The organism is Mesorhizobium sp. 2RAF45, from assembly GCF_052115225.1.
Classification (GTDB): domain Bacteria; phylum Pseudomonadota; class Alphaproteobacteria; order Rhizobiales; family Rhizobiaceae; genus Mesorhizobium; species Mesorhizobium jarvisii.
The window spans coordinates 23,709-50,480 of sequence record NZ_JBFRGG010000025.1 but is presented as its reverse complement, the minus strand read 5'-3'; the positions used below and the strand labels follow the sequence as shown (position 1 = coordinate 50,480).

The 26,772-nt window shown below is 62.3% G+C and carries 29 protein-coding genes, 1 tRNA gene and 1 pseudogene; 25 read left to right on the top strand and 6 right to left on the bottom strand.

The window, feature by feature from the left end; genetic code table 11:
• Together AB4Z43_RS33005 and AB4Z43_RS33000 are read left to right on the top strand one after the other, a co-directional pair.
• Positions 1–253, top strand: a pseudogene (locus AB4Z43_RS33005) (ATP-dependent DNA ligase); the annotation flags it as partial.
• Positions 254–339: 86 nt separating this feature from the next.
• On the top strand, positions 340–795 hold the full coding sequence (locus AB4Z43_RS33000) for a YidB family protein (protein ID WP_064982390.1): 456 nt from the start codon (positions 340–342) through the stop codon (positions 793–795).
• 656 nt (positions 796–1,451) lie between these two features.
• On the opposite strand, the gene AB4Z43_RS32995 is transcribed toward AB4Z43_RS33000, so the two are convergent.
• The 3 genes from AB4Z43_RS32995 to AB4Z43_RS32985 all read right to left on the bottom strand — a co-directional run bounded on the left by AB4Z43_RS32995 (position 1,452) and on the right by AB4Z43_RS32985 (position 3,277).
• Positions 1,452–1,541, bottom strand: a tRNA-Ser gene (locus AB4Z43_RS32995).
• Positions 1,542–1,613: 72 nt separating this feature from the next.
• The gene (locus AB4Z43_RS32990) at positions 1,614–2,819 is read right to left on the bottom strand and encodes a tyrosine-type recombinase/integrase (RefSeq protein WP_441940903.1); all 1,206 of its coding nucleotides are present in this window, start codon (positions 2,817–2,819) and stop codon (positions 1,614–1,616) included.
• The gene (locus AB4Z43_RS32985) at positions 2,816–3,277 is read right to left on the bottom strand and encodes a hypothetical protein (RefSeq protein WP_441940902.1); all 462 of its coding nucleotides are present in this window, start codon (positions 3,275–3,277) and stop codon (positions 2,816–2,818) included. Before AB4Z43_RS32985 ends, AB4Z43_RS32990 begins: the two co-directional genes overlap by 4 nt.
• A gap of 326 nt (positions 3,278–3,603) precedes the next feature.
• Between AB4Z43_RS32985 and AB4Z43_RS32980 the strand changes: the two genes are divergently transcribed.
• The 12 genes from AB4Z43_RS32980 (at position 3,604) to AB4Z43_RS32925 (ending at position 11,066) form a co-directional block, all read left to right on the top strand.
• Complete coding sequence (locus AB4Z43_RS32980) at positions 3,604–3,822, top strand: hypothetical protein (protein WP_441940901.1); 219 nt, start codon at positions 3,604–3,606, stop codon at positions 3,820–3,822.
• Between the two features lie 21 nt (positions 3,823–3,843).
• Positions 3,844–4,488 carry a hypothetical protein gene (locus AB4Z43_RS32975; protein WP_441940899.1) on the top strand — a complete coding sequence of 215 codons (645 nt, stop codon included), beginning with the start codon at positions 3,844–3,846 and terminating at the stop codon, positions 4,486–4,488.
• Positions 4,485–4,673, top strand: a complete 189-nt coding sequence (locus tag AB4Z43_RS32970; RefSeq protein ID WP_441940897.1) for a hypothetical protein — start codon at positions 4,485–4,487, stop codon at positions 4,671–4,673. The genes AB4Z43_RS32975 and AB4Z43_RS32970 overlap by 4 nt, the downstream gene beginning before the upstream one ends.
• 81 nt (positions 4,674–4,754) lie before the next feature.
• Positions 4,755–5,120, top strand: a complete 366-nt coding sequence (locus AB4Z43_RS32965) for a hypothetical protein (protein ID WP_441940896.1) — start codon at positions 4,755–4,757, stop codon at positions 5,118–5,120.
• Positions 5,093–5,287: a hypothetical protein gene (locus AB4Z43_RS32960; protein ID WP_441940894.1), complete on the top strand. Its 195-nt coding sequence runs from the start codon at positions 5,093–5,095 to the stop codon at positions 5,285–5,287. Before AB4Z43_RS32965 ends, AB4Z43_RS32960 begins: the two co-directional genes overlap by 28 nt.
• Positions 5,288–5,334: 47 nt before the next feature.
• Positions 5,335–6,891: a terminase large subunit domain-containing protein gene (locus tag AB4Z43_RS32955; protein WP_441940892.1), complete on the top strand. Its 1,557-nt coding sequence runs from the start codon at positions 5,335–5,337 to the stop codon at positions 6,889–6,891.
• Entirely contained in the window at positions 6,882–7,142 is a 261-nt protein-coding gene (locus tag AB4Z43_RS32950; protein ID WP_441940890.1) for an HNH endonuclease, read from the top strand. Before AB4Z43_RS32955 ends, AB4Z43_RS32950 begins: the two co-directional genes overlap by 10 nt.
• A gap of 36 nt (positions 7,143–7,178) precedes the next feature.
• Positions 7,179–8,438: a phage major capsid protein gene (locus AB4Z43_RS32945; RefSeq protein ID WP_441940888.1), complete on the top strand. Its 1,260-nt coding sequence runs from the start codon at positions 7,179–7,181 to the stop codon at positions 8,436–8,438.
• Positions 8,439–8,960: an HK97 family phage prohead protease gene (locus AB4Z43_RS32940; RefSeq protein ID WP_441940886.1), complete on the top strand. Its 522-nt coding sequence runs from the start codon at positions 8,439–8,441 to the stop codon at positions 8,958–8,960.
• Positions 8,960–9,514 carry a hypothetical protein gene (locus AB4Z43_RS32935; protein WP_441940884.1) on the top strand — a complete coding sequence of 185 codons (555 nt, stop codon included), beginning with the start codon at positions 8,960–8,962 and terminating at the stop codon, positions 9,512–9,514. Before AB4Z43_RS32940 ends, AB4Z43_RS32935 begins: the two co-directional genes overlap by 1 nt.
• A 1-nt stretch (position 9,515) precedes the next feature.
• The gene (locus tag AB4Z43_RS32930; RefSeq protein WP_441940882.1) at positions 9,516–10,580 is read left to right on the top strand and encodes a phage portal protein; all 1,065 of its coding nucleotides are present in this window, start codon (positions 9,516–9,518) and stop codon (positions 10,578–10,580) included.
• A 3-nt stretch (positions 10,581–10,583) separates the two neighbouring features.
• Positions 10,584–11,066 (top strand): hypothetical protein, encoded by a 483-nt coding sequence (locus tag AB4Z43_RS32925; RefSeq protein ID WP_441940880.1) that lies wholly within the window; start codon positions 10,584–10,586, stop codon positions 11,064–11,066.
• A gap of 480 nt (positions 11,067–11,546) precedes the next feature.
• Here AB4Z43_RS32925 and AB4Z43_RS32920 read toward each other — a convergent pair whose 3' ends face one another.
• The gene (locus AB4Z43_RS32920) at positions 11,547–11,834 is read right to left on the bottom strand and encodes a hypothetical protein (protein WP_441940879.1); all 288 of its coding nucleotides are present in this window, start codon (positions 11,832–11,834) and stop codon (positions 11,547–11,549) included.
• Positions 11,835–12,329: 495 nt separating this feature from the next.
• On the opposite strand from AB4Z43_RS32920, the gene AB4Z43_RS32915 reads away from it, so the two are divergent.
• The 7 genes from AB4Z43_RS32915 (at position 12,330) to AB4Z43_RS32885 (ending at position 19,860) form a co-directional block, all read left to right on the top strand.
• Positions 12,330–13,553, top strand: a complete 1,224-nt coding sequence (locus tag AB4Z43_RS32915; RefSeq protein ID WP_441940877.1) for a septal ring lytic transglycosylase RlpA family protein — start codon at positions 12,330–12,332, stop codon at positions 13,551–13,553.
• Positions 13,554–13,636: 83 nt separating this feature from the next.
• Positions 13,637–14,803, top strand: a complete 1,167-nt coding sequence (locus AB4Z43_RS32910) for a D-alanyl-D-alanine carboxypeptidase family protein (protein WP_441940875.1) — start codon at positions 13,637–13,639, stop codon at positions 14,801–14,803.
• A 76-nt stretch (positions 14,804–14,879) separates the two neighbouring features.
• Entirely contained in the window at positions 14,880–15,554 is a 675-nt protein-coding gene (gene tmk / locus AB4Z43_RS32905) for a dTMP kinase (RefSeq protein WP_019858058.1), read from the top strand.
• Positions 15,551–16,606: a DNA polymerase III subunit delta' gene (locus tag AB4Z43_RS32900; protein WP_441940873.1), complete on the top strand. Its 1,056-nt coding sequence runs from the start codon at positions 15,551–15,553 to the stop codon at positions 16,604–16,606. Before tmk ends, AB4Z43_RS32900 begins: the two co-directional genes overlap by 4 nt.
• 84 nt (positions 16,607–16,690) lie before the next feature.
• Positions 16,691–18,244, top strand: a complete 1,554-nt coding sequence (metG, locus tag AB4Z43_RS32895) for a methionine--tRNA ligase (protein WP_441940871.1) — start codon at positions 16,691–16,693, stop codon at positions 18,242–18,244.
• The gene (locus tag AB4Z43_RS32890; protein WP_019858055.1) at positions 18,244–19,038 is read left to right on the top strand and encodes a TatD family hydrolase; all 795 of its coding nucleotides are present in this window, start codon (positions 18,244–18,246) and stop codon (positions 19,036–19,038) included. Before metG ends, AB4Z43_RS32890 begins: the two co-directional genes overlap by 1 nt.
• A 3-nt stretch (positions 19,039–19,041) precedes the next feature.
• A complete protein-coding gene (locus AB4Z43_RS32885; RefSeq protein WP_441940869.1) occupies positions 19,042–19,860 on the top strand; it encodes an MBL fold metallo-hydrolase in 819 nt (272 codons plus the stop codon).
• A 239-nt stretch (positions 19,861–20,099) separates the two neighbouring features.
• Here AB4Z43_RS32885 and AB4Z43_RS32880 read toward each other — a convergent pair whose 3' ends face one another.
• The gene (locus tag AB4Z43_RS32880; RefSeq protein ID WP_441940867.1) at positions 20,100–23,183 is read right to left on the bottom strand and encodes an ATP-binding protein; all 3,084 of its coding nucleotides are present in this window, start codon (positions 23,181–23,183) and stop codon (positions 20,100–20,102) included.
• Positions 23,184–23,424: 241 nt separating this feature from the next.
• Between AB4Z43_RS32880 and AB4Z43_RS32875 the strand changes: the two genes are divergently transcribed.
• From AB4Z43_RS32875 to AB4Z43_RS32865, 3 genes are read left to right on the top strand one after another with little or no spacing between them, the layout of a single operon-like run.
• Positions 23,425–23,610: a hypothetical protein gene (locus AB4Z43_RS32875; RefSeq protein WP_019858052.1), complete on the top strand. Its 186-nt coding sequence runs from the start codon at positions 23,425–23,427 to the stop codon at positions 23,608–23,610.
• 48 nt (positions 23,611–23,658) lie between these two features.
• A complete protein-coding gene (locus AB4Z43_RS32870; RefSeq protein WP_223217735.1) occupies positions 23,659–24,348 on the top strand; it encodes an iron-containing redox enzyme family protein in 690 nt (229 codons plus the stop codon).
• A 24-nt stretch (positions 24,349–24,372) separates the two neighbouring features.
• A complete protein-coding gene (locus AB4Z43_RS32865; RefSeq protein ID WP_441940865.1) occupies positions 24,373–25,059 on the top strand; it encodes a Crp/Fnr family transcriptional regulator in 687 nt (228 codons plus the stop codon).
• A 123-nt stretch (positions 25,060–25,182) separates the two neighbouring features.
• Here AB4Z43_RS32865 and AB4Z43_RS32860 read toward each other — a convergent pair whose 3' ends face one another.
• Positions 25,183–25,455 carry a hypothetical protein gene (locus AB4Z43_RS32860; RefSeq protein WP_019858047.1) on the bottom strand — a complete coding sequence of 91 codons (273 nt, stop codon included), beginning with the start codon at positions 25,453–25,455 and terminating at the stop codon, positions 25,183–25,185.
• Between the two features lie 408 nt (positions 25,456–25,863).
• On the opposite strand from AB4Z43_RS32860, the gene AB4Z43_RS32855 reads away from it, so the two are divergent.
• Entirely contained in the window at positions 25,864–26,769 is a 906-nt protein-coding gene (locus AB4Z43_RS32855) for an agmatinase (protein WP_441940863.1), read from the top strand.
• Positions 26,770–26,772: the final 3 nt, after the last annotated feature.

Below are 26,772 nucleotides of genomic sequence, written 5' to 3'. Positions count from 1 at the left end.
GCCGGCCTTTGCCCTGATGGCCGATCGCAAAACCGGCCGCTATGTCGGTTCGGCCTTCATCAACTCCAGCCAGGCTATCCGCGAGCGGCTGTGGAAGCGTGTCCAGGAGCATGCCGGGCCTGCGCCCCAGGGGATGAAGCGACCGGCGACGCAATGGGTCAAGCCTGGCATCATTGGCCGTGTGAAGCACTTGCGCGGCGAAGAGGATCTACGGCACGGTTCGCTGCAGGATTTCCGGCTGGAGACGGACTGAACGCATTGGAAGCTCTACTCGACCCGAACAGGTGGAACCTTTGCCAGCACGAAACCTTCTCCTTGTGACCCTAGGGAGGAAAACCAATGGCAAATCTTGGAAGAATGGCTGTCGCCATGCTCGGCATTCTGGCCTATCAAAATCGCGACAAGATCGGAGACTTGATCCGCGGTGCGAGAAATACCGATCCGAACAATCCTCAAGGCGGGCTCTTGGATCAGGTATCCAAGAGTGTCTCGGGGACGGCGTTGGGGGACATCCTCGACCGCTTCAGGAATGCGGGAGCAGGGTCGAAGGTGGATTCGTGGGTCAGTCCCGGCCCGAACCAGCCGATCGACCCGAAGGATGTCGAAACAGCGATAGACGAGGAGACTCTCACCTCGCTTTCCATGCAAACTGGCCTGTCGCGCGATGAACTGATTGCCAGGATCACGAAAGACTTGCCGGAGGCGGTCGACAAGCTGACTCCAAATGGCGAACTGCCATCACCCACTGATGAGATTACACTCCTCGATCAGGTGCCGCCACGCACAGGGACCTAACCTGATCCTGCGACGGAACATTATCTGCGAGGCAACATTCAAAGGTCGGTCAGCCAACGGAGGCTTTCCATGACCCGAAGACGAGTGGACAAGGAACGATTCGAGCGCGCCGATCGTGAGGCTAAAATTGCGATTGAGGCGGAGCGTCAAAGCCGGATTGTCAAGACGGCGCGGCTACGGGAAGAGCGGCTGTCCGTTGAGCAAGCGGTTGAGAAGCCTCCCCGGGGTCAAGCCTCGGCTAGCGGTCGCAAAGGTCCCTGAGACGACGAAGGCCGACGTCATCTTGGTCGACGAACTGACAGCTGATCGCCGACGCAAAGGCCCTTGGCATTAAGCGGAGCGAGATCGATGAAGAGGGCGAAGCCTCTATCGGACGATCCTCGACGCGATTTTGCAGTCACTGGCAAGGAAGTCGAGTTCATCGCTGGTTTGGAGGCGGATGGGCCCAGCGATCGCGTGCCTGTCCATTCCCGTACGGCTGGGGAGGATCTCCGAACCTGTCAAAGCCCTGACGTCTGGATCAGGTTGGCAACTCGCATACCAAGCCTAGTGGTGAATTCGCCATTGTTGGCGGCGAAATCCCAGAAGAAGGCCCCCAGGCAAAAAAGGAGAATGGAGAATCGCATTAGCGCATTCTAATAGTTATGCGAGAAATCTGGCGGAGGGAGTGGGATTCGAACCCACGGTGAACTTGCGCCCACGCCGGTTTTCAAGACCGGTGCCTTAAACCGCTCGGCCATCCCTCCAACTAATTGCAATTATTGCGCTTTTTGACATTTCGCAATTGGCTGTTCAGCCGTTTGCAACGCACTTTGCAACTATTTGCCTTTTCGGTTGTCGCTTATAGCCGCCTGCAACGCGACGTCAACTTGCTCTGCAGCGTCTGCCTGCATTCCTGGCATGACATGGCTGTACAAATCCAATGTTATCCCGATGTTCGAATGCCCGAGGCGCTCGCTGGCAATCTTCGGGTGAACGCCGGCCGAAAGCATTTGCGTGGCATGGGTATGCCGAAGATCATGGAATCGGATGCGGGGCAGGGACGTCTTGCCAAGGACGCGCACCCACTCATGCGTGAGAGATCGGGGTTGTAGGGGCTGGCCGTCGACCTGGGCCACAACGAAGCTGTCGCCGTCAGGACGAATGCCTAGGCGCAGCTGTTCCTCGGCCTGCCGCACGCGGTGCGCCTTGAGTTCAGCCACGGTGCTGGCCGACAGCGCCACTGTCCTGGCCCGGCCGCTCTTCGGCTCTTTGTAGCGTACGCCGTCGGCGGTCTGCTCGGCGCTCTCCTCGATCGACATCTGCCGGCGATTGTCGCCAAGCTCCAGATGGCGCCAGCGAAGTGCCAGGATCTCACCGCGACGGAGCCCGCACGTCACTGCCAAAAGGATCGGGATAAACATTCGCGTCGACCGAAGGGTTTCAAGCAGTGTCGCGGTCTGGCCCACGTCATAGGCGAGCATCTTCTGTCGCTCGACCTTCGGCGGCGTGGTCGCTAGGGCTGGGTTGCGAGAAAGCCTCTCCCACGTCACGGCTTGGCCGAGCGCCTTGACCAACACCCGGCGGTAGTGGTGAACCGTGCGGGGCGCCAGCGGCGGCAGAGGCCCGCGTTGGTTGCCATCCTTCTTGGAGCGGTGGTCAACACGCGGAGCCGTCAATGCGGTGGTGAAGGCGGCGTCGATCCGGTCCGTCTTCAGCTTGGACAGGATGACATTGCCGATGAGCGGAGCCAGTCCCTTGCGGCAAATCTCGGCATACCGCTCATGTGTCTTCGGGGCCACGGACGGTTTGATGAAGCCAAGCCACTCGTCAAGGAATTCGGCCACGGTCTGTTTGGTCGGCTCGACATAGAGGCCTTGGTCGAGGACAGTGACGAGGCGGGAACATTCTTTCTGCGCCTCGCGCTTCGTTCCCTTGAAGCTGTGCCACTTCCGCTTTTTCTTGCCAGTCTTCGGATCGATCTCACCGACGTCGAGGACGATTGCCCAGTGGCCTGGGCTGCGCTCGCGAATGTGGCCTTTCATTGGTGCTTTTCCTCCAGCCCAGCAATCAAGCTTTCCAGTTCGATCCGCTTCTCATCTGCAAGGCGCATCGCTTCCTTGACGTCTGCCCCTCGAGCGAGCGCCGAGCTTTGGAGGCGACCGACTTGCGCCCTGTACATCAGGATGTTGGTCCGCCTGTAGAGCTTCCGATACTCATCCTTCAGGAGTTCTACCTCGTCTACGGCTTCGCCTGATTTCTTCCGATCTCTCCAAAGGGCGGTTGTGGATTTCATCGCTTCCGCGACTTTCCTTAGCGCGCTCATGAGGTCGCTCTCTTGCGCCTCGTAGCGCATCGCAATCTGGCAAAGGCGCCGGATTGCCTCCGACCTGGAAGGCACCCGATTCGCGTGCTGCCAATGGTCGATCGCCTCAACCTCATCCTCCGTGATTACCATTTGGAGACGCTTGCTCTCACTGTCGCCCAGCTTCGGCCTGGCCATTTTTCACAGTCCCCAATTCGAATTTCATGTTAAAAATACACACGAAACGTTGCGGGTCAATCCAGAATGGGATACATGTGTATGATTGCTACTTAATCAACCCATGAAGGTCTCAGCATTATGACACTGGATGAAGCACTATCCCGCCCCACGATCTCAGTCCCGGATGCCGGCAGGCTGTTCTACGGGCTGGCCCGAAATGCGTCCTACGACGCGGCTCGAAGGGGCGACATTCCAACAGTTGAGATCGGAGGCAGGAAACTGGCTGTTGTGTCCGCGATCGCCGAGAAGCTTGGCCTTCGCTCGACGGCGGGAAGGGCGGCCGCATGAACGACGACGCCAGCATAGAGCGTCGTCTTCGCCGTCTCGCCAGGGACAGCGGCTTCGACATCAAGCAATCGACCTGCAGCATCGGCGACCACAACATCGGCGGGTACCAGCTCTTCGAGCGGGCAACCAATCGCGTCATTGCAGGCGCCCGGTATGACCTGGATCTCAAAGCCGTGGCAGTCGAGTTGCAGAAGCTCCATGTCCTCGGCCGATAAAAGGGAAGGGCACGCGAACCGATGTCCAGATACCGCAAGATCGACACCCGCATATGGAATGATGAGAAGTTCCGGGGGTTGAGCGATGAGGGAAAACTCGCGTTCTTCTTCATCCTGACCCATCCGAACATGACCGCCCTTGGCGCCATGCGAGCGACCTTGCCAGGGCTCGCAGCCGAGCTTGAATGGCCGCCGGAAGGCTTCCGGCAAGCCTTTGGAGAAGCCTTGTCGAAGGGTATGGCAGAGCACGATGAAAAGGGCTCCGTGATCGCCCTTCCGAACTTCCTGAAATACAACCAGCCGGAGAGCCCGAACGTCGTCAAAGCATGGGCGGCGTGTCTCGACCTCATCCCCGAAGGCGACCTGAAAACCCTTACAATTCAACGGGCAAAAGCCTTTCTGAAGGGCAAGACGAAAGCCTTTACCGAAGCCTTACCGAAAGCCTTTGCGGAAGCCTTGGCGAAGCCTATGCCTAATCAGGAGCAGGAACAGGAGCAGGAACAGGAGCCGAATTCAGATGGCTCTGGAGGTGAAAGGTTAACTCCTACGCCCGCGCGAGAAGACCCGAACATCCTGCTGATGCCAATGGCAGAGGCCAAGGCTTACCTTGAGAAACAACAAAGGCCGGCGAACGCCTACGCAGCGGCAAAGGGGATCACAGCATGATGATCTCGATCACCTTCATCGTCTTGGCATTCATCATCGGCTATCTGCTCGGCGACCGGCGCGGCGTGGGCGCTTGCAACAAGATTCTCGACCACAACAACAAGCTCTTGCTGGAGGTGATCGGCGAGCCCGGCGCGGCTCGCGACATTGATGAGAGCCCAGAAGTGCGCCCGACTGTCCACTAGGACCACATTCCTATAAGTGTTGCCTTATCTGTCCGCATCAGGTAATAGGATATTAATCCTAGGGCCGGCGGCGGGCGGTGGATGGCTTCAATCCTCGATGACCTCAAAGACGATGTGTCGGCGGCACTGACCGGCACGCTGCGCGCGGCGATCTATTGGAAGAACGCTGTCGACCACTACAACGAATACAACGAGCCCGTCTTCACCTGGACGCCTTACGCATGCGAGGGGATCCGAGGCTCCTACGACCCAATCACTGCGGGCATTCGTGGCATTCCCCGCGACCACGCCAGCATCGAAGTCCTCGCCTCCTCGCTTGCGGTCGAGCCCGATGAGACGGGCATCGTCGAGATCGAGAACCGGTTCTGGCAGATCACCCATGTCGACGTAGACCCCGCCACCGCATGGTGGACGCTGGAATGCAGCGTGACGGTCTCCCCAACATGAGGACCGTTCCCTTCACGCGTGAGCAGATCATCGAGGGCACCCGCCGGGCTGTCATCGCATTCGCCGAGGAGATGGGACGCGCTCCTAACGAGCGTGAGCAAGCCCTGCTCGTCGCATGTTTGACCCGGTACTTCATCGCGCCAGACGCGTCGCAGGTGCTGAACTGATGGCACGGGCGGTTCCAATGCCTCGAACCCCAAAAGGCGCCAGACCGGTGGCCGGAGTGTTGTCTTCTCATTTTCAGGCAAAAATGGCGGAAAAGACGCCAGCGGAGGCCGCCATTGCCTTCCTCGAGACCCTCAAAATTCCAGAGGGACCGAAGGCCGGGCAAAAGCTCAGGCTTGCGCAATTTCAGAAAACGTTCGTTCGGGGCGCTCTCGATCCTGGAAACATGGTTGCCGTACTCTCGATCGGTCGCGGCAATGCCAAGACGGCGCTTGCGGCCGGCCTGGCGCTCGGCGCCGTGATGGGCGAGTGGGACAAGCAACCGAAACGCGAAATCCTGCTCGCCGCGCGCAACCGTGACCAGGCCAAGACGGCTTTCAATTTCCTCGTCGGTTTCATCGAACGCCTTCCCCGCGCCAAGCGGGCGCTGTTCACCATTCGACGCGGTTCCCGGCTGGAGGTGGAATACGAGGGCGCCAGCGGCGGGCTTGCCCGATGCATCGCGGCCGACGGTCGATCGGTCCTGGGCGGCGCTCCGACGATGGCCATCCTTGATGAGCGCGCGGCATGGGAGCGGGAAAAGGGCGACGCGTTGGAAAACGCCATCTTGTCCGGGCTGGGCAAGCGCAACGGCAAGGCGCTGATCATCTCGACGTCGGCGCCCGACGACGCGAACACATTCAGCCGTTGGCTCGATGCACCTCCGCCGGGCACGTATGTGCAGGAACACCGTCCGGCCTATGGCTCTCCTGCCGACGACGCGGAAAGCCTGCTGGTCGCCAATCCTGGGGCCGTGGAAGGCATCGGCGCTTCCGTGGAATGGCTGCAGGCGCAAGCCCGGCGCGCGATCGCCCGCGGTGGCTCGGCGCTGTCTTCTTTCCGCAATCTGAATCGCAACGAGCGTGTCAGCGCCGACAATCGTTCCGTCCTCATTACTGTCGACGAATGGTTGGCAGCCGAAGTCAGCGAACTGCCGGCAAGGGCTGGTGCCTGTATCCTTGGCGTCGATCTGGGCGGTTCGCGGTCCATGTCTGCAGCTGCGCTCTACTGGCCCGAGACGGGCCGCCTGGAGGCCGTGGGCACGTTCCCGGCCGTTCCTTCCCTTGCCGATCGCGGCGCCTCTGATGGCGTCTCCAGCCGCTACGTGGACATGAAGGAACGTGGCGAGCTTGTCACGATGGGCGATAACACCGTGCCGCCAGGTCCCTGGCTCGCAGAAGTCGTGAACCGGGCAGGCGGCGCAACGATCTCTTGTGTCGTGGGTGACAGATTCCGCCATGCCGAGTTTGTCGAGGCAATGGCGAAGGCAAACCTTCGCGTGCCGTTCATCTGGCGCGGTTTCGGATGGAAGGACGGCTCCGAAGATATCGAGCGATTCCGCCGCGCCCTGTTTGATGGGCACGTAAAGACGCTCCCAAGCCTCTTGCTGCGCTCGGCGTTCTCGGATGCGATCACGCTGGTCGACCCGGCAGGGAACCACAAACTGGCGAAAGCCCGCTCGCTCGGCCGCATCGATGCCGCTGCCGCTGCCATTCTTGCCATATCGGAGGGCGCGCGCCGCGCTGCCCGGACCTCAAAGCAGTCGAGGGCTCCGACATGGGCATGAAAAATGGCCGCGCCGGATATTCAATCTATCGCTCGGCAGCATGGCAAGCGCTGCGCCTGGCCGCCAAGCGGCGCGACGGCTTCATGTGTACGCGCTGCGGCGCTCGCGGCCGCCTCGAAGTTCACCACGAAACCCCGGTGAGGCAGGCGCCGGAACTCGCGTACGACCTGGGCAATCTGAAGTGTCTCTGCCCGCCCTGCCACACCAAACAAACCAATGCCGAACGAGGCTCAACCGAACCCCGCGCGTGAAGCGTGGAAATCCCTCATCAAAGGAAACTTTTCGACATGCTGACTTCCGTGACAATCCAGCGCCGGCAGAGCGAGATCCGCCAGGCCTTGGCCGAACTGGCCGGCAAGGAAAAGCCGAGCGACGACGAAACCAGGAAAATGGGCGAACTCGACACCGAGTACCGCTCGAACGAAACCCGTTATCGCGCGGCGCTCACCGCCGAAGATACCGAACGGCGCGAAGCCGGTGCGGACCTCGAGACCCGTGGCGACAGGGAATTTGCCGCCATGATCAACCGGTTCGAAATGCGCCAGATTGCGCTGCTCCTCGATGAGGGCAAGGCGCTTTCCGGCCCGACGGCCGAGATCGTGCAGGAACTGCGCACCAAGGGCGGTTATCGTGGCGTTCCCGTGCCGTGGCAGGCCCTGGAACTCCGCGTCGGCGAGACCATCGCCAGCGGCACGCCAAACCCGATCCAGACCATGCCGATCATCGACCGCCTGTTCCCCGACAGCGTTGCCGGGCGGATGGGCGCGCAAATGATCAATATCGACAGCGGGCTGCAGGAATGGCCGGTGGTCACGTCGAGCGTAACCGCCGGCTGGGCGGCAACGGAAACCGGCAGCGTGGCCGGTCCAACTGTCTTCGCCACGACCGACCGGCAACTGGCGCCGAACAACACGCTCGGCATCCAGATGAAAATCACCCGCAAGGCCTTGAAGCAGTCCGGCGATGCGCTGGAGCAGGCAGTGCGCCGCGACATGAACGGCGCCATTGCCGCGAAGCTCGATGCGGCTGTCTTCCAGGGCGCGGGCTCCGGTGGGGAACCGCTCGGCGTCGTCACCGGCTACTCCACCTACGGAATCACTGCGACCGCCGTCAATGCGGCGGCTTCCTGGTCAGCGTTCCGGAGCGCGGTTATCCGGTTCATGGGAAACTATGCTGTCTCCGCTCCCGGCTCGGTCAATCTCGCGATCACGCCCACCCTTTGGGGAAAGCTCGACGGCGCACTGATCACCAACACGGCCGTTTCGGAATGGGATCGCCTGCTTGCCAACATCCCGGCAAGCAACATCGCCATTTCGGCCAACGCCCTGCCGGCGACCGGCAACTCACCGGATGAGGTGGTGGCGCTGCTCACGACTTCAGCCGGCGGCGTGGCGCCGATCTTTGTTGGCACCTGGGGCGCGGTCGACCTGATCCGCGATCCGTACTCGGACGCGGCATCGGGCGGCCTTCGCCTCACGGCGCTGGCAACCATGGACGTGACGGTTGCCCGTCCGGCGCAGCTCGAACTCCTGACGGACATTCAGTAAATGGAACGCCGGGTAGGAATCGAGTTGCGGGCAATTGGCCGGAAGCTGGCGGGTTATGCCGCCGTCTTCGGCCAGGATACGCGCATTGCCGACTTCACGGAGACAATCCTGCCCGGCGCGTTCACCAACACGTTGCGGGAGGGGCGGGATATCCTCGCCCTTGCCGACCACGATCCGCGCGCTGTGCTGGCAAGGACGCGCAGCGGCACGCTTCGGCTGTCGGAAGATAGCCGGGGCCTTGCCTTCGAACTGGACGTTCCCGACACAGGCGCCGGCCGCGATATGCTGGCCTTGGCCGAACGTGGCGACATTGGCGGGGCATCCTTCGGCTTCACCATCGGCAAGGACGGCGAGCGCTGGCAGGGCGATCGGCGCCAACTCTCCAACATCGTCCTTCACGAAATCAGCGTCGTTCAGTCCTGGCCGGCCTATGAGGGGACCGTTGTTCAGGCAAGGCATCGTCCCTTCCGGGAACCGGCCGACGCCGGCCTGCAGCGCGCCCTCAACCGCTGGAGAGCCTGATGACCGCGATCACGCTCAAACAGTCCGAAGACCTGCCGGCGAGCTATCCCGCTTCGCCGGCCGGCTTGACGCCTGCGGCTGACGCGCTCGACGCGGAGATGATCTGGCAGCGCATTGAGGCGTATACCGCGCATCGCTTCACAGAAAGGGCCGTGAGTTGGATCGTTGAAGGCTGCGGCGAATGGCATCCGCCGTTGACCCCTGCCACGATCACCACGGTCGAGCGGTGGGACCGGTTCGACATGAACTATGTCGCCGTCGATCTCGATGCTTCGCCGCTCGGCGGCTACTGCCTGCCAGGTGGCACCTATCGTTTCACCGGCACGGCCGGGAGCACGGATTCGCCCGCAACCGCGCCTGCGACCATCGAGGAGGCCTTCCGGCGGCTTGCCGAGTACATGGCCGCGACCCTGAAGGGCTCACCCGGCCTTACTTCCGAACGCGTGACCGCCGGTTCCGTCACGGTCGAAAAAAGCCGCTCGGCGTCATGGGCGGCCGAGGCAATGTCAAATTCCGGCGCTGGCGATCTGCTGCGCCCTTATCGGAGGGCGTGAAATGTGGCCGTTCAAGCGCAAGATCGAGAAACGTTCCTCAGCGTCCGGCTTCACCGCGGAAATCATAGCCGCGCGCGAATCGTACATCAGCGGCCGGGGCGGCATTGCCGAACTCACCGCCACGTCGCAATCCTGCATCAGCTTGTGGGAGAACGGCTTCGGCCTGGCCACCGTGCAGGGCACGAACATCCTAAACCGGCGCACCATGGCGATGCTTGGCCGCTCGCTCGCCTTGCGGGGCGAGGCGCTCTTCCTGATCCGCGACGGGCTTGTTCCCTGCAGCGACTGGGATCTTCGAACCCGCAACGGCCGGCCGAGCGCATACCGTGTCTCTGTCTCGGAAGCCGGTGGCGGCACCACGCAAACGGCTCTTGCCGGCGAGGTGCTTCATCTTCGCATCGGCGCCGATCCTGCCGCGCCCTGGCTCGGCACGGCACCCCTACGCCGGTCAAGCCTCACCGCGAGCTTATTGCAGGCGGTGGAAAGCTCGCTGGCCGAAGTCTTCGAGAATGCACCGCTCGGCTCGCAAGTCGTTCCCATGCCCGAGCAACCGGAAACTGACAACACGTCGCTCGCCCGGTCCTTCCGTGGGCAGCGTGGCCGCGTCCTGCTACGCGAGAGCGTGAACGTGGGTGCTGCCGGTGGACCGGCTCCAGCGGTCGACTGGAGGCCTTCCAGCCTGTCTCCCGACATGTCGAACTCGATGACAGCCGAAACGCTCTCTGCTGCCCGCAATGCCATTGCTGGGGCCTTCGGTGTTCTGCCCGCTCTGTTCGACTCGGCCGCACAAGGGCCGCTCGTGCGGGAAGCGCAGCGCCATCTGTGCCAATGGACGCTGCAACCGATCGCCGAGGCACTTGCCGAGGAAGCCACCGAAAAGCTCGGCGCTACCGTCTCAATCGACGTGATGACGCCGCTTCAGGCCTTCGATGCTGGCGGTTCGGCCCGCGCCTTCACAACCCTCATTCAAGGGCTGGCACAGGCCAAGGAAGCCGGGCTCGACCCTGGCGCCGTGGCAGATGCGCTTGCAAAACTGGATTGGGCTCCCGCCGCGCAAACGAGGTGAACCATGCTTTCGCGCCTGCCTTGGACGCCCGCGCCGGAAGCGAAGCCTCTGCCGAAGGTACGACCGCGCGCGATCAACCGCGATCGGCGCCGGCACATGGTCTCGATCGTTGCCACCATCCTGAACGCCGGAGATCCTACTCCCTTCGCCTTCGAGGCGACGTGCCGCTATAGCATCCGCTCGCGCCTATGCCTGAAGGGATGGGGTTGGCACGAGGCAGACGCCACGGCCGCCGACATTGTGGGCGAGGCGATGCGGCTCATCGGCGCCAGGCGCCCGCCATGGGCTGAAGGGCAACCCGAATATGTGCAACTCGGAGCCGGCGCCCTAATCGAGCGGACGCGTTGCGTTCAATGCCATGGGCCGCTGCCGGATGATCATCGGAAGTTCTGCGGCCAGCACTGCGCCCAGGCTCACCATGCGCTGTGGAATCGCCGCAAGGAAGCCTCCGAGGAATCGGCTTATGCTCTCGCGGCAAGACTTTGATGATCCATGTCCCGGTTGCGGCGCCCTGATCGACCGGGACAAGCCGCACGCCTCCAGGCGCGTCTATTGCACCGCCCAATGCGGGCAGCGCGATTATCACCGGATGGAGGCGGAGGCCGTCCTCGAGGCCAAGAGGAACCGACCGCCATGCCGGCGCTGCGGTAGGGCCATCCCGGCGGCGAAGCTGTCAACCAAGCTCTATTGCTCGAAGCAATGCCGCAATGACCACCACAACGACGCCAAGAAGGCGGCAAGCCGGAAGGCGAGGGCCATCCGCCCGCCATGCCGAAGCTGCGGCGGGCAGGTGCCGGTGGAGCTATACCCTCAGGCTGTGTTCTGCTGCGATGACTGCCGGTCCGTGGGCGGCATTCCCAAGACGTGCGAGTTCTGCGGCAAGGGCTTCATGGGCGTGAAACGCTCGAAATATTGCGGCCTGTCATGTGCGGCGCGGCATCGGCAGGCCGTGAGGCGGCGAACAGCTTAGGTTTTCTTCGGCCGGAGAACGTGGTTCCGAAAACCGATCGTACGCAGGCGAGCCTGTTCATGCTTTTCACGCAGTTCAACTGCCCGTCGCTTATCGTCTAACGTCGGCCGCTCGCCGCTGCCACCGGTGCGATAGTGGACGTCCCTGCGATTGTGTCCGACAAGCCAGATGGATTCATCGAGCGTCAGCCCGGCGAGAACTGTCTTGCCATCCTTGTCTGTGGACAGCGACAGATCTGCGCGATACCTCGCCTCTTCCTCAGCAGTAAAAACCAGTTCTGTCATGTTGGCATCTCATGTCGCACGGAACAGCCGGCGAACGCTCTGCTACGATTTTTGCAACGCAACGCTACGGTATCGGGCGGGACAGTCTCGCACAATGGGCACGCCCATGAGGCGGAACGCCTTGACAGGCAAGGACTTGACAGGATGGAACGGTAAGGGGCGGTACGGCGGCGAGCGAATTTCAAGACCGGTGCCTTAAACCGCTCGGCCATCCCTCCAGTGACTGTCCATCACATTCGACTGCTCTAGTGTGCCCGGCAAAGGCCTGTCAACCGGCATGCGTGGCCGCGCATGTTCCTTCACCAACCCGCGCAGCAGGGGAGACGCCACAATCTTGCCCGGTTCCGGCCACAATCGATTAATACCGTGATAAACAATTCCTGTGCACAAAGGATCGGGGTTCAAGGCGTCGTTGGCATTGTCGAGGGAGTGCTTTGGCTCCTCTGCTGTTCAAACGACGGCGTCTTGATTGAGACTGTAGGGGATTTCAGGATAATGCAGGCTACGACGCATCAGCGTCTTCGTCGCGCTTCCACGCTCACGCTGCTTGCTGCGTCGGCTGCCTTGCTGGCGGCTTGCGCGTCGCAGCCTGAGCCGAAGGCGATGGTCAATCCCAAGCATCGCTCCAAGGAATATTTCGCCGAAACCGAATATGGCGTGAAGGCGAGCCCGCGCGTCAATTTCATGCGGCGCGGCGGCGGTCGTGACCAGCTCGGCAAGCCTTACCAGGTGCGCGGCAAGTGGTACTATCCCAAGGAAGACCGGCACTACGCCAAGGTCGGTCTGGCCTCCTGGTATGGCGACGCCTTCCATGGCCGGCTGACCGCCAATGGCGAAGTCTATGACACGGCGCAACTGACCGCCGCGCATCCGACCATGCCACTGCCGAGTTACGCCCGCGTCACCAACCTCGAAACCGGCAGTTCGGTCATCGTGCGCGTCAACGACCGCGGGCCGTATCATGAGGGCCGCATCATCGACGTCTCCGAGCGCGCGGCGCAGATGCTCGACTACGACAAGGTCGGCACCGCCAAGGTCAAGGTCGAATATGTCGGTCGTGCGCCGCTCGACGGCAATGACGACCAGTATCTGATGGCCTCCTACCATCCGGGCAACAGGATTCCGGATCCGTCGGACGGCCTGCCAACCGGCGTCATGGTGGCCATGAACGGACCGTCGCCAAGCCTGCCGGTGGGCGCGGCCGCCGTGCCGTTCCCCGGTCAGCTGACGGATTCCGGTCAGGCCGTGCAGCCGTCCCTGTCGGCGCAGGCACCGGCTTTCGGCGATCTGGCACTGCCCGATTTCGGACCGATCGTGCCGGAGCGTCCGGAGATCGGCCTGCCGCCGCAGTCGCCGTTCGCTGTGGCCTCGCTGTCCTACGCGGATGAACGCGTGCACCGCGCCGACGTCTTTGCCGCGCTGGATGACAGCGGCATGTCGCCCGCCGATATCCTGCGGTCGTGGAAAAAATCCAATCCGCAGGCGTCACCGTCCAGTGCCGACTATGTCGCCGCCGGCACGTTCGACGACGCCACCGAAGCCAAGCGCGTGGCAACGGCACTTCAGCCCTTCGGCCGAACGGAAATCCAGCGTTCCGACCTCGACGGCAATGACTGGTACGCGGTCAATCTCTATCCGAACGGCCATGGCGGCCTGGACGAATTGCTGCAGGCGGCATGGTCGCACGGCGCACCCGATGCACTGGCTGTGCGCAACTGACCTATTTTGCCCGGGCGGTTGATCCGGCGGAAAAAACCCTGATAGCTTGGCTGTGCCAAAACCGGCAAACGGGTCGAGATTTCATGCAGTTGCGCGCCTTTCCGCCATTTGCCGGCTTTCTGGGACTGGCTTTGCTGCTGCTTTGCCTCGTACCAGCTCAAGCGCAGCTTTTCGAGACCAAGGCCACGCAGGCCTTCATGATCGATGCCGACACCGGTACGGTGCTGTTCTCGAAAGACGCCGACAAGCCGATCCCGCCGGCCTCGATGGCCAAGCTGATGACCATGGAGGTGGTTTTCAACGCCATCAAGTCCGGGCGCCTCAAGCTCGACGACACGTTCGTGGTCAGCGAAAACGCCTGGCGCAAGGGCGGCGCGCCATCGGGCACATCGACGATGTTTGCCAAGCTCAAATCGTCGATCCGGCTCGAGGATCTGATCCAGGGCGTGACCGTGCAGGCGGCCAATGACGGCTGCATCGTCATTGCCGAAGGCATGGCCGGATCCGAGGACAGTTTTGCCGCGCAAATGACCGAGCGTGCCCGCCAGATCGGGCTGAAGACATCGACCTTCGTCAATTCGACCGGCCTGCCGGCAGACGGCCAGCAGACGACGGTGCGCGAGCTGGCGCTGCTGGCGCTGCATTTGTGGCGCAATTATCCGGATTTCTATCGCTACTACGGGCTGAAGGATTTCACCTGGAACAAGATCTCGCAGAGGAACCGCAATCCGTTGCTGGCCATGGACATCGGGGCCGACGGTCTTGCTGTCGGCGCGAGCGAGGTCTCGGGCTTCGGTATTGTCGCTTCGGTCGGCCACAACGGCACGCGGGTGATCATGGCGATGAGCGGATTGGCCAACGACAAGGAGCGTGCCGAGGAGGCGCGCAAGCTGCTCGACTGGGGCGCGCGCTCCTTCGAGAAGACCGAGATCTTCGCCAAGGACGAGGTGGTCGGGGAGGCCCAGGTTTTTGGCGGTGCGAAATCCGGCGTGACGCTGAAGGCAAAAGGGCCGATCGACATCTTCCTGCCGATCACCAACCGCGACAAGCTGACGGCCAGGATCGTCTACACCGGGCCGGTTGCGGCACCCGTGGAGGAGGGGCAGCCGGTGGGTGCGCTGCGCGTCTGGATCGGCGACACGCTGAGCCAGGAGACACCGCTTTTCGCTGCCGAATCGATCGGCGTCGGCACATTGCCGCAGCGCGCGCTCGATGCCGTCAAGGAACTGGCGATCGGCTGGCTGCGATAGCACCGACGGCATGGACGTTTTCCCGAACCCGGACTATCTAGTGCGCAACAATCCACCTGGACAAAGGCCCTTTCGATTGGCGCGCGGATTTTTCATCACCTTCGAAGGCGGCGAGGGCGCAGGCAAGTCGACGCAGATCGAGCGGCTGGCGAGAAAGATGCGCGCCAAGAAGTATGATGTCTTGCTGACGCGCGAACCGGGCGGCTCGCCGGGCGCCGAAGCGGTTCGGCATGTGCTGCTTTCGGGTGCCGCCGAGCCATTCGGACCGAAGATGGAAGCGCTGCTCTTCGCCGCCGCGCGTTCCGACCATGTCGAACAGGTCATCCGGCCGGCGGTCGAGCGCGGCTCCATCGTGCTCTGCGACCGTTTCCTGGATTCCTCGCGCGTCTACCAGGGCGTCACCGGCGGGATCGACCCGGCGTTCATGGCCGCGCTGGAACAGGTCGCCATCAATGGCATGATGCCCGATATGACGCTGATCTTCGATATCGATCCGGCCGAGGGCCTCAGGCGCGCGACGCTGCGGCGCGGCAGCGACGCCGACCCCGACCGCTTCGAAAAGGAGACGCTGGCCATTCATCAGGCCCGCCGCGCGGCCTTTCTGGCGATCGCCGCGGCAGAGCCGGAACGCTGCATCGTCGTTGACGCCTCCGCCGATCCCAATACGGTGGAGGATGTCGTCACCGCGGCCGTCTTCGCGGCGCTGGAGGCGAGGGCGCCCGCGCGCAACAGGCAGGCCGCACCGGTATGATCTTCGAACGCATCGCGCCGGAACAGCATGACACGCTGGACGGCGTGCCCGAACCGTCCGAAACGCCCCGTCTGGTCGGGCACAGGGGGGCGGCCGAGATGCTCGCCGCCGCCTATCGATCGGGAAAGCTGCCGCATGCGCTGATCTTCGCCGGGCCGGTCGGCATCGGCAAGGCGACGCTGGCCTTCCACCTGGCGCACCATCTCTTGAAGCACCCGGCCTTCGAGCAGGCGCCGGAACGCCTGGCCAGTCCTGATCCGGCCTCGCCGCTGTTTCGCCAGATCGCGACCGGGGCGCATCCGGGCGTGCTGCACCTGACCCGACCGATGAACGACAAAACCAAGAGCTTCAAGACGGTCGTCACCGTCGACGAGATCCGCAGGGTCAGTCGCTTCCTGTCGATGACCTCGCATGACGGCAGCTATCGGGTCGTCATCGTCGATCCGGCCGACGACATGAATGCCAACGCCGCCAATGCCTTGCTGAAGAATCTTGAGGAGCCGCCGGCGCGTACGCTGTTCATTCTCATCGTCCATGCGCCGGGAAGCCTGCTGCCGACGATCCGCTCACGCTGCCAGGTGATACGCCTGACGCCACTCGACGCCGAGGAGTTGATGGGTGTGCTGGAAACCGCCGAGCCGCCGCCGCCGGACGATCCGGCCGCGCGGGCGGCACTGGTCGAGCGGGCAGGCGGCAGCGCCCGCAACGCGATCCTTTTGACGCAATATGGCGGGCTGGAGATCGCCGAGACGCTCGATGCGCTGGTGGCGAAGGGAAAGAGCGACATCGGCGGCGCCTATCGGCTCGCTGAAGCCGTCGCCGGCCGCGACCAGGCGATCCAGTTCGATATCTTCAACCGCCGGGCGCTCGACCTTTTATCGGATGCTGCAAGCCAGGCTGCGCTCGCCGGCGACCTCGCAAGGGCGAAAACATTGTCGGACACTTGGCACGAGGCGCTGGACGCTATATCTGAGACCGACACCTACAATCTCGACAAGAAGCAGCACGCCTTGACCATGATCGACCGCCTGAATTCTGCGATGCGAATGTGACGGTCTCCACCGGGATGGCAATCGCCATTCCGATGCGATATCCACCGCCACGGCTTCCATTCAGACATTCATGACGGTTCATTCATGTCACGCGACACATTCTACATCACGACCGCGATTTCCTATCCGAACGGCAAGCCGCATATCGGCCATGCCTACGAGTTGATCGCCACCGACGCGCTTGCGCGTTTCCAGCGCCTCGACGGCAAGCAGGTCTTCTTCCTCACCGGTACCGATGAGCACGGCATCAAGATGCTGCAGACGGCGAAGCGCGAAGGCATTTCGGCGCGCGAGCTGGCCGATCGCAACGCGGCCGATTTCAAGCGCATGGCGACCGCGCTCAACGCCTCCAACGACGATTTCATCCGCACCACTGAAGATCGGCACTATGCGTCCTCGCAGGCGATCTGGAAGGCGATGGACGTCAATGGCGACATCTACAAGGGCGGCTATGCCGGCTGGTACTCGGTGCGCGACGAAGCCTATTACGGCGAGGAGGAGACGGAGGTCCGTCCCGACAATGTCCGCTACGGGCCGCAGGGAACGCCGGTCGAATGGGTCGAGGAAGAGAGTTATTTCTTCCGCCTCTCGGCCTATCAGGACAAGCTCATCGCGCTTTATGAAAGCCAGCCCGACTTCATCGGCCCGGCCGAGCGCCGCAACGAGGTGATGAGTTTCGTCAAATCGGGACTCAGGGATTTGTCGATCTCGCGCACCACGTTCGACTGGGGTGTCCCGGTGCCGGGCGACGAGAAGCACGTCATGTATGTCTGGGTCGACGCGTTGACCAATTACATCACCGGTGTCGGTTATCCCGATGAAAACGATGATAAATGGCGCTTCTGGCCGGCCGATGCCCACATCATCGGCAAGGACATTGTGCGCTTCCATGCGGTTTACTGGCCGGCCTTCCTGATGTCGGCGGGCATCCCGCTGCCGAAGCGGGTTTTCGGCCACGGCTTCCTGTTCAACCGTGGCGAGAAGATGTCGAAATCGGTCGGCAACGTCATCGACCCGTTCACCATGATCGAGCATTACGGTCTCGACCAGGTGCGCTACTTCTTCCTGCGCGAGGTGCCGTTCGGCCAGGATGGCAGCTACAGCCATGAAGCGATCGTCAACCGCACCAACGCCGACCTTGCCAATGGCCTCGGCAATCTGGCGCAGCGGTCGCTGTCGATGATCGCCAAGAACTGCGGCGGCGTGGTGCCGAAGCGCGGTGATTTGACGGAAGCCGACAGCGCCATCCTGGATCAGGCGGTGACCGCTCTCGCCACCGCGCGCAAGGCCATGGCCGGGCAAGGCATTCATCTGGCACTGGCGGCGATCTTCGATGTGGTGGCGGAAGCCGATCGATACTTCGCTGGACAGGCACCATGGGCGCTGAAGAAAACCGATCCGGAACGCATGGAAACGGTGCTGTGGACCACCGCCGAAATCGTGCGTCGCGTCGCACTTCTGAGTCAGCCTTACATTCCAGGATCGGCAGCGAAGCTGCTTGACCTGCTGGCGGTGCCCGCGGACAAGCGTGATTTCGTACATGTGCACGCCGACCACGCGCTTGTGCCCGGCACGGCATTGCCCGTGCCGGAAGGCGTGTTTCCACGTTACGTCGAACAGGCGAGCGCGAACGCCTGATGCTTGTCGACAGTCACTGCCATCTGGATTTTCCAGATTTCGCCGAGGAGCGGGCGGCCATTGTCGCTCGCGCCAAAGCGGCCGGAATTGGCCGCATGGTGACGATCTCGACCCGGGTGAAGCGGTTTCAGCAAATACTTGAAATCGCGGAAACTTTCGACGAAGTCTACTGCTCTGTCGGTACCCATCCGCACAATGCGGCAGAGGAGTTGGACGTGACGTCGGCGGAACTGATCCGCCTGTCGGCACACCCGAAAGTGGTGGCAATCGGCGAAGCGGGGTTGGATTATTTCTACGACAAGGCGCCGCGCGATGCGCAGGCGCAGGGCTTTCGCAATCACATTGCCGCCGCTCGCCAGACCGGCCTGCCTCTCGTCATCCATTCGCGCGATGCCGATGACGACATGGCAGCCATTCTCGAGGACGAAACAGGCAAGGGCGCCTTCCCCTTCATCCTGCATTGTTTCTCCTCCGGACGCCGGCTGGCCGAGGTGGGCGTCTCGCTCGGCGGCTATGTGTCGTTCTCGGGCATCCTGACCTTCAAGAACTCAGCCGAACTGCGCGCTATCGCCGCCGATGTGCCGCATGACCGGCTGCTCGTCGAAACCGACGCACCCTATCTGGCGCCGATCCCGTTTCGCGGCAAGCGCAATGAGCCGGCCTATGTCGCGCACACCGCCAAGGTGCTGGCGGAGACGATTGGTGTCAGCGAAGCTGAAATCGCGGATCTGACGACGAACAATTTCTTCCGCCTGTTCGGCAAGATGCCGCGACCTGCCGAACTGAGCGCCTGAACGATGACCGACCGGCTGCGCCTCACCATTCTCGGCTGCGGCTCGTCGCCAGGTACGCCGCGCATCACCGGCGACTGGGGCAATTGCGACCCGAGCAATCCGAGGAACCGGCGCATGCGCACGGCAGCGCTGGTCGAACGGATTGCGGCCGACGGCGGCCGTACCACCGTGGTCATCGACACCGGGCCGGATTTCCGCGAACAGATGTTGCTTGCGTCGGTCAAACGCATCGATGCGGTCGTCTACACGCACCCACATGCCGACCATATCCACGGCATCGACGATCTGCGCGGCTATGTGCTCGAGCAGCGCCACCTGATCGACATCCATGCCGACCAGCCGACGATGCTGCGCTTGCGGCAGGCGTTCGGCTATTGCTTCGAGACGCCGCCGGGCAGTTCTTATCCGCCGATCGTGCGGGCGCATATTATCGACCACGCAAAGCCTGTGATCATCGAAGGCGAGGGGGGTGCCCTCGCCCTTGAACCGCTGCCGCAGATTCATGGCGACATCATCTCGCTCGGCTTCCGCATCGGTGGCCTGGCCTATTGCCCTGATATCAGCGACTTTCCCGACGCCACGGCCGAGCGGCTGCGCGGCCTGGAGATGCTGGTCATCGACGCGCTGCAATACAATCCCCATCCCAGCCATCTGTCGCTCGGCCAGGCGCTCGGCTGGATCGAGAGGCTCACACCGAGGAATGCCGTGCTGACCCACATGCACGTGCCGCTCGACTATGCTACGGTCAAGGGCGAAGTGCCGGCCAACGTCACCCCGGCCTATGACGGCATGGTGATCGAAATTCCCTATGAATCAGCGTGATACGAACGGCTCTCATGAAGGTGTTCTGCTCTTTGGGGCGAATATCAGCAGCGTTCCAATCCGTTCATAGCCCATGCAGCGGCAATTCCCAGATGCTGGCCAACGCATAAGTTCCATAATCTATCTTATGCGACTTTTGTATGCGCACGCTTCGTCCACGCGCGGCCCCGGATAGCCTGCGAGATTCAACCGAATGGAGTCTGTTGCGGCCGAGACGAAACGAGGAAATGGCGGCTGCCCTACAGAGCGAGCTTTCTTCGTCGCCCTCGAGCCTGTCGTGCACCGACGACGAAGCCCTTTTGCGCGCACAGGCGCACAGCGCCCGCAAGCGCTGCATCCGCTTCCTCCGGGAGGCCGGCGATGTGGAGAACCTCACCAAGACCGTCGAGGACGAACGACTGGAGGAACAGAAAGTCCGTCGGCTCCGCGATTGCGACAGCCTCCCGGGCCATACGGAGAGCTCCCTCCACATCGCCCTCACGGACCGAGATCTTTGACCGAACGCATCGCAGCAGGCCTTGCGAGTACGTGTCGTCACTGCCGGCGATCCCCTCGCCCAACCGAACGAACGCCTCGGCCTCCTCGTACCGGCCTTGGACATAGATGGCCTGGGCGAGGATGCCGGCAATCGTAGGCAACCATGCGAACTCGCCCGTGCGTTGAAGGGTCCTTACGCCCCAGCGAAGCTCCCGCTCGGCGGCTGCCGCGTCGCCCGCCCAGAGCTCGGCCAGGGCGCTCATCTCAGTAAGAGGTCCCGCGCTCCACACGGTCAGTGCGACTTCCTCGACCATTGACCTCGCCTGCGCTATCAACTGCCGCGCTTCATCGAATCGGCCGCGCATCGCCTCGAGATTCCCCCAGCTGAAGAGCGCCGCCGACATCGCCTTGCGATCACCCTGCGCCCTGGCGAGCACGTCCTTGCACCGGCCGATCGCCGCCTTGACCGGCATACGGCCCGCCCACACGACAAGCGGCACCCATGAGAGCGACTCGAGCCATTCTCTGTCGTTGCCGGCTGCAAACGCATGCGCCGCCGCGCTCTCCCACGCCTCTTCAGAGGCGCCGAAATTGCATTTCGTCAGATGAAACAGGCCAAGCAAGGACCAACCCTTGGCCAAGCCGTGCTCGTCGTTCTCCTGCTCGAACATCGACATGGCCTGCCGTGCCTCTCGGTACGCCTCGTCCGCCCACCCCTCGGGCTCTGACAGGAAGCGCACCCACAGATCGAGAATGAGCGCATGCGCTTGCAGTCGACGATCGGCGGAGGCGGTCGCAGCCTCACGCATCTGGGCGATGGCGCCACGCGTGCGCTCGAGGTCGCCGGTCTCCAGCAGTGCAAATGCGAGCTCCGGCAAGAGTGCGAGTCGCCCAGGATCGTCGTGAGGGCCGAGCGAGATGGCGCGCGACAGCATGTTGACCGCAGCGGGCATGTCGCCCCGCGCGAAGGCGCGCTGCCCGGCAGAAGCCAGCGGCACGCTCGCACGTCGTGCCAGCGACTCGACGCGCTCGTTCGATAGACCGAGCTCCGCGAGAGACCTGTAGGCCCGCTCGAGGTGGTAGCCGACGATCTCTTCGTACTCTCGGGCCCGCTCGCGCATCCTTGCCTCTAGCCACGAAGCGAAACGCTCATGCATGTGGGCTCGTACGCCCTTCGGAATGCCATTGTAGGCCGCGTCCCCGACAAGACTGTGAGTGAAGCGAAAGGCATCTTCCTCCTCCAGATCCGAGCGATCCGGGTGGATCAGCTGCTTTCTCGCCAGAGACTGAAGCTGGCCGCCGACGCGAGGCCGCTGCTCTTCTGGCGACATCTCCTCGACGGCCCCCCACCAGAAGATGCGCCCGATCACGGATGCTCGTTCGATCACAGAGCGCTCCTCGGCGCCGAGCCGGTCCAGGCGCGCGTTGATAAGGGCGTTGATCGTCGGTGGAATCGTCAGCCTCGATAGGTGGTCAGCCGCCGTCCACGTTCCGTCGACGGCAATAAGCAAGCCGTCGTCGATCAGCATCCGCAGCGTCTCCTCCACGAAGAGAGGGTTTCCCTCAGCGGCATCGGCGATCCGCGCGCGGGCATCGTTCGCGAGCTCCGCTCCTCCGAGCAAGTTCCGGATCAAGCTGTCTGTATGAGCATCACTCAGCGAGCGCAGGGTGACGAGAGACGCGTTCGCCTTTGAAGTCATCCAGCCGGCGCGGACCTCGAGCAGTTCAGGGCGAGCGAGGCAGAGGAAGAACGCCGGTACGCCGCCCAACGAATCGGCGAGATATTCGAGGAGATCGAGGAACGTCGGCTCGGCCCAGTGAATGTCGTCAAACACAACGACCAATGGCCGATGCGTCGCCAGCTTGCCGAACAGCTTGCGCACGGCCCAGAACGTCTCTTGAACACCAGGCGTCGCGCGGGTGAGGCCCATGAGTGCCGACAGGCGTTCGACGACCAGCGCGGCATCGGGGCCTTCCAGCAATTTGCCAATCTTTGCGCGAGCATCGTCGGGCGAGTGACTATCCGTGATGCCCGCCGCGGCCTTTAGCACCTCGATGATGGGCCAAAAGGTAATCCCCTCGCCGTATGGCAGGCATCGCCCCCCCACGACCATCGTTGTCCTTTCGAGTCGGGGAAGAAATTCACGCGTCAGCCGGGACTTGCCGATTCCCGCCGGGCCCATCACCGTTACGACTTCGCATAATCGCGATTTGACCGTCCTTTCGAACATCTCGCCGATTGCGGCGACTTCTTTGTCGCGACCGATAAGAGGGGATTCGAGACCACGGGCAGCGAGGGCCGCGGGTGCCACATCCACGAGGTTCCAGGCGGCCACGGGCTCTGACTTCCCCTTCACGCGAAGCGGCTCGATCGGCGATGTCATCGCGACATCGCGGACCAGCCGATACGTCGCGTCTCCGATCAGGACCTGCCCTGGCCCGGCAGCTTGTTCGAGCCGAGCAGCAATGTTGACCGCGTCTCCGACCGCGAAAGTTTCGCCCTGGCTGGGATCCCCGGCGATCACCTCACCCGTGGTCATACCTATGCGGATCACGATCCTGATTCCCCAACGCGCCTCGAACTCATCGTTCAGCCGGTGAAGCGCACGAAGCATTGCAACTGCGGCTCGAACCGCACGCACCGCGTCGTCCTCATGCAGGAGTGGGATGCCGAACACCGCCATGATCGCATCCCCGATGAACTTCTCGGTTGTCCCTCCGTGACCACGAATTACCGCGCCCATCTCCCGAAAGTACTGGGTCATGAGATTGCGAAGCGACTCGGGATCGAGCTCGTCTCCCAACGCCGTCGAGTCGACAATATCAGCGAAGAGGACCGTGACCACCTTGCGCGTATCGGCGGCACCGGAAGCTCGTTGGGTTAGCGGCGATTCACAGGACGCACAGAACTGCAATTCGGCTGCATTGGCAGATCCGCATGTCGAACAGATCAAGCTCCCAAGAGCATATCTCATTAGCCTATGGACTGTACGGCCAGGCCTTACGGAGGGCAAGTCCGCTCTCTTGACAGACCCGTCTTAGTCTAGGATATTTTAGGATGGTCTAAGATAACTGGAGGGTGGGGCGATGGCAACAGAATTGCCACCACACGTCAAAAAGTATCTCGACGACATGGAGGTCTCGGCGGATGCCCTTCCACAGGACGCCTGGGAGACGTTTGCCAGCCTTTCGGGGGGCGAGATACTCCTCTTGAGGAAGCTGCGGAAGGACCTGGAGAAAGCAGATGTCGACGTCGTCATCAAGGTTCATTAGCCGCGCTTCTTAACCACCGGGATGCTTCTTAACCACCGGGATGCCGGCATGAGCGGGATCGAGATTGGGGCCGCTACTACGCCGAGCATTCGCCTCCGGCGGAAGATCGATCTTGCGGTTCAACCGTACGCACAGTCATGCCGCACCCTTGTGACGCACCCGAGGCTTGCTGACTTTTGGCCACAGTTCCTGCTCACTCAGCACCAAATCATCCGCGCAACGGTGCCCTTGACCGAAGCAGCAGCGGAGCGGGCGGACAAAATGGCGGCTGCTGACCCTGCCGCATCCGGCCTGGCCAGATATCTGAAGGAGCACGTCAAGGAGGAGTTGGGGCATGATGACTTGCTGCTCGATGACCTTGAACTGCTGGGTGTGAAGCGGGCGACGGCGCTGAGCCGCATACCATCTCCCACGGTCGCGAGCCTGGTGGGAGCGCAGTACTACTGGATCCATCACCATCACCCTATCGCGTTCCTTGGTTTCGTCGCGTTGATGGAGGGACACCCGCCGACACCCAAGCTGATCCAGACGCTGATCTCCGCGACGGGGTTTCCGCATGCGGCTTTCCAGACACTCACCGAGCACGGTGAGCTTGATCCCGGACACCGCGATCGGCTCTACCGCACGATCGACGCCCTGCCCCTGACGGCCGAGCACGAAACCCTCATGGGTATCTCCGCCATGCATAGCGCCACGCTTCTCCCACCCACGATCGAGGAGATCCTCGAACAGGGGTAGCGAGGCGGCAATTTGGAAATCAAAATGGCCTCCGGCAACGCGAACGATGGAAATGATCTGCCGCGGCTTGCACGGATTGACCCACGCCTATTCGATCTTCTTTTCAGCGGCTGCAAGGTCGAACGCTACTCGGCAGGCCAGCATCTCTTCGTTCAGGAAGATCCATCCGATCGCATTTACGGGGTGATGAGCGGGACGGTGGAGATATCGATCTATTCGCAGGGCGGCCAGAGGCTGGTGGCCAATATCGAGCTTGCGCACAGCCTGGTCGGCGAGGTTGGCGCGCTCGACGGGCGCCCGCGCACCGCAACCGCCATCTGTCTGACCGCTTGCGATCTAGCCTCGCTCAGCCGGACGCAACTCTTCGATCGCATTGAAAAAAACCCATCTCTGGCACGGGCCATGATTGAGCTGTTGTGCACACGGCTGCGTTGGATCAGCAGCGAACTTGGGGATCACGCTTTCTTCGGCATCGAGGCGAGGCTGGCAAAGCGACTGGTCTTCTTGGCTGGCGTAATGGCGGATGGGTCAGGCTGGATACCGATTTCCCAGTCTGAATTGGCGGAATTCCTGGGCGCCACGCGAGAGTCCGTCAACAAGACGCTTAACAGTTGGCGCAACCGCTCGATCATCGCAATCAAGCGTGGTGGCCTGCGAATAACCAACGTCGGCGCCCTTCGTCATCTGGCCGAGTCACAGAACGACAACTGATGTTCGCCACTTCGCAAGGGCGGAATGAGAGCCGCCAAATCGGATCCTGACAGTCCGTAGGAATGTCACTCCCCGCTCGAGGCGGGAGAGCGGTAGCTCTAGCCACCGCTCTCCACTTGTATCTCAGTTGCGGCAATTGGGGCTGACAGGGTCATACTGGTGCGGGCTAACCCCCATGCAATTGGAGTTCGAAACGCCACCAGCCAACCCGATCGATCCTGTCTGGAACCCATACACCGCTTCTCCTGAAGCCAATGGATGTTGGCCCTTGACCTGTCCCGGGCCCTCGAAGTCACCATTGTCGGCACGAAGGCTGTGCACGAATGTCGAGTCGATCGCGAACGCGGGCGCGGCAAGCATGAGCAATGCTGATGCAACTGTAATGATCTTATACATTTTGATCTCCTTTGTTTGGTTCCACCACAAATTACGACTAGAACGAAAAGTTACCTATCTGCGAAGACCGTCCTGCTCGTTTGATCTTATATTTCTGCTGCAAGATCTTTTCGCAAGGGCGGGTAACTTTCTGTTCTGGCATATCCTGTACGCCGCGCACGAATTTGTATGTGAAGGAGTTCACAAGAGTCTGCCAATATGACGTAGGTCGTTTTTCGGGGCAGTAGTCTGCCCGCCTGTCGAGAAGCGTCTGGAACAGATCCAGCGCGAGATCGACGGCACGACAATCGACTATAATCGCAAAAAATTCAGGGATGATCGAAGGCGCCGTGCTAGGCGACCTGCTTTGCGGCAGTCGGTGTTACGCGGTAACTTCCCCAGTCCGTGCCATCAAGGACCACCAAGAAAATGTCGCCATCATTCCTCGCCCTTCCCGATCGCCTCGCGGATGGCCGTACGCCTCGTGCGGTGATCTTCGGCGCCGGGCACGGCAGCACCTATCCCGGCAAGGACAGCAGTGGCCATGCGTTGGCGGCCGACGCCATCCGTGCGGCCAGCCAGGATGACGCCCCGCTTGTCGGGCACTGGGATTTCGATCTTGGCGGCCCGTTGTTCGACGGCAAGCCGGTCTGCTGCATCGATGCCGGCGACATCTCGACCATCCCGCACGACAATGCCGAAAACAGGGCCCGGATCGAGGCGAGGACGCGCGAGGTCCTGGCCTTGCCGGCCGTGCCGATCCTGCTCGGCGGTGACGATTCCGTCGTCATTCCGTTCCTTGCCGGCTTTGCCGATCACGGACCGATCTGGATCCTGCAGATCGATGCCCATATCGACTGGCGCGACGAGGTGCATGGAGAACGCCACGGCTATTCCAGCCCGATGCGAAGGGCGAGCGAGATGCCGCATGTCGCGGGCATGGTGCAGGTTGGCCTGCGCAGCGTCGGCAGTGCGCGCCTTGCTGAAGTCGAAGCGGCGCAGCACTACGGCAGCCGTTTCGTGACCGCGCGCGAGGTTCATGCACAAGGCGTGGAGGCGGCGCTCAGGCATATTCCGGAAGGCGCACGGGTGGTCGTCACCTTCGACTGCGACAGCCTTGATCCCGGCATCATGCCGGGCGTGGCGGCGCGTACGCCCGGCGGCCTCACCTACACGCAGGCGATCGACCTGATCGCGGGCGTTGGCAAGCGGACCAGGATCGCGGGATTCGACCTTGTCGAGCTCTATCCGCCGGCCGACATTGACGGCCTGTCGGCCCAGACCGCCGCGCGCCTTCTGGTCAACGTGATCGGCACCATCGCCCGGCAGGTTTGAAAC

Bases quoted from the DNA above. Each gene is read 5' to 3' on its own strand.
- AB4Z43_RS32960 (WP_441940894.1), top strand. From the start codon at position 5,093: ATGCAGCGTGACGGTCTCCCCAACATGAGGACCGTTCCCTTCACGCGT.
- AB4Z43_RS32925 (WP_441940880.1), top strand. From the start codon at position 10,584: ATGCTTTCGCGCCTGCCTTGGACGCCCGCGCCGGAAGCGAAGCCTCTG.
- AB4Z43_RS32890 (WP_019858055.1), top strand. From the start codon at position 18,244: ATGCTTGTCGACAGTCACTGCCATCTGGATTTTCCAGATTTCGCCGAG.
- AB4Z43_RS32915 (WP_441940877.1), top strand. From the start codon at position 12,330: ATGCAGGCTACGACGCATCAGCGTCTTCGTCGCGCTTCCACGCTCACG.
- AB4Z43_RS32935 (WP_441940884.1), top strand. From the start codon at position 8,960: ATGACCGCGATCACGCTCAAACAGTCCGAAGACCTGCCGGCGAGCTAT.
- AB4Z43_RS33000 (WP_064982390.1), top strand. From the start codon at position 340: ATGGCAAATCTTGGAAGAATGGCTGTCGCCATGCTCGGCATTCTGGCC.
- AB4Z43_RS32990 (WP_441940903.1), bottom strand. From the start codon at position 2,819: ATGAAAGGCCACATTCGCGAGCGCAGCCCAGGCCACTGGGCAATCGTC.
- AB4Z43_RS32920 (WP_441940879.1), bottom strand. From the start codon at position 11,834: ATGACAGAACTGGTTTTTACTGCTGAGGAAGAGGCGAGGTATCGCGCA.
- AB4Z43_RS32970 (WP_441940897.1), top strand. From the start codon at position 4,485: ATGATGATCTCGATCACCTTCATCGTCTTGGCATTCATCATCGGCTAT.
- AB4Z43_RS32930 (WP_441940882.1), top strand. From the start codon at position 9,516: ATGTGGCCGTTCAAGCGCAAGATCGAGAAACGTTCCTCAGCGTCCGGC.
- AB4Z43_RS32940 (WP_441940886.1), top strand. From the start codon at position 8,439: ATGGAACGCCGGGTAGGAATCGAGTTGCGGGCAATTGGCCGGAAGCTG.
- AB4Z43_RS32885 (WP_441940869.1), top strand. From the start codon at position 19,042: ATGACCGACCGGCTGCGCCTCACCATTCTCGGCTGCGGCTCGTCGCCA.
- AB4Z43_RS32855 (WP_441940863.1), top strand. From the start codon at position 25,864: ATGTCGCCATCATTCCTCGCCCTTCCCGATCGCCTCGCGGATGGCCGT.
- AB4Z43_RS32945 (WP_441940888.1), top strand. From the start codon at position 7,179: ATGCTGACTTCCGTGACAATCCAGCGCCGGCAGAGCGAGATCCGCCAG.
- AB4Z43_RS32865 (WP_441940865.1), top strand. From the start codon at position 24,373: ATGGCCTCCGGCAACGCGAACGATGGAAATGATCTGCCGCGGCTTGCA.
- AB4Z43_RS32875 (WP_019858052.1), top strand. From the start codon at position 23,425: ATGGCAACAGAATTGCCACCACACGTCAAAAAGTATCTCGACGACATG.
- AB4Z43_RS32975 (WP_441940899.1), top strand. From the start codon at position 3,844: ATGTCCAGATACCGCAAGATCGACACCCGCATATGGAATGATGAGAAG.
- AB4Z43_RS32910 (WP_441940875.1), top strand. From the start codon at position 13,637: ATGCAGTTGCGCGCCTTTCCGCCATTTGCCGGCTTTCTGGGACTGGCT.
- AB4Z43_RS32980 (WP_441940901.1), top strand. From the start codon at position 3,604: ATGAACGACGACGCCAGCATAGAGCGTCGTCTTCGCCGTCTCGCCAGG.
- AB4Z43_RS32965 (WP_441940896.1), top strand. From the start codon at position 4,755: ATGGCTTCAATCCTCGATGACCTCAAAGACGATGTGTCGGCGGCACTG.
- metG (WP_441940871.1), top strand. From the start codon at position 16,691: ATGTCACGCGACACATTCTACATCACGACCGCGATTTCCTATCCGAAC.
- AB4Z43_RS32900 (WP_441940873.1), top strand. From the start codon at position 15,551: ATGATCTTCGAACGCATCGCGCCGGAACAGCATGACACGCTGGACGGC.
- AB4Z43_RS32870 (WP_223217735.1), top strand. From the start codon at position 23,659: ATGAGCGGGATCGAGATTGGGGCCGCTACTACGCCGAGCATTCGCCTC.
- AB4Z43_RS32985 (WP_441940902.1), bottom strand. From the start codon at position 3,277: ATGGCCAGGCCGAAGCTGGGCGACAGTGAGAGCAAGCGTCTCCAAATG.
- AB4Z43_RS32950 (WP_441940890.1), top strand. From the start codon at position 6,882: ATGGGCATGAAAAATGGCCGCGCCGGATATTCAATCTATCGCTCGGCA.
- AB4Z43_RS32860 (WP_019858047.1), bottom strand. From the start codon at position 25,455: ATGTATAAGATCATTACAGTTGCATCAGCATTGCTCATGCTTGCCGCG.